Annotated in this window: 1 protein-coding gene; it reads right to left on the reverse strand. The window is 71.6% G+C overall.

The annotated features are described in order from the left end of the window. On the reverse strand, positions 1-395 hold a 395-nt coding region (locus tag G4D87_RS38720; protein WP_205507903.1), incomplete at both ends, for an acyl-CoA dehydrogenase family protein.

The raw sequence follows: 395 nt of genomic DNA on the forward strand, positions 1-395 counted from the left end.
GGCCAGGTCGGAGCCCGAGCCGGGCTCGCTGTAGCCCTGGCTCCACCAGACCTCGCCGCTCGCGATGCCCGGCAGGAAGCGCTGCTGCTGTTCGGGCGAGCCGAAGGCCATGATGACCGGCGCCACCATCACCGGGCCGAACGGCACGATGCGCGGCGCGCCGGCCAGCGCGCACTCCTCCTCGAACAGGTGCTTCTGCACGGCGGTCCAGCCGGGGCCGCCGAACTGCTTGGGCCAGCCGAAGCCCAGCCAGCCCTTCTTGCCGAGGATCTTCGCCCAGCCCTGCAGGTCGTCGCGCGTCAGGCGCAGGGCGTTGTGCACCTTGTGCGCGGTCTCGGCCGGCAGGTGTTCGCGGACCCACGCGCGAATCTCTTCGCGGAAGGCCTGTTCTTCGG

The sequence above is a fragment of the Myxococcus vastator genome, from assembly GCF_010894475.1.
Lineage (GTDB): Bacteria > Myxococcota > Myxococcia > Myxococcales > Myxococcaceae > Myxococcus > Myxococcus vastator.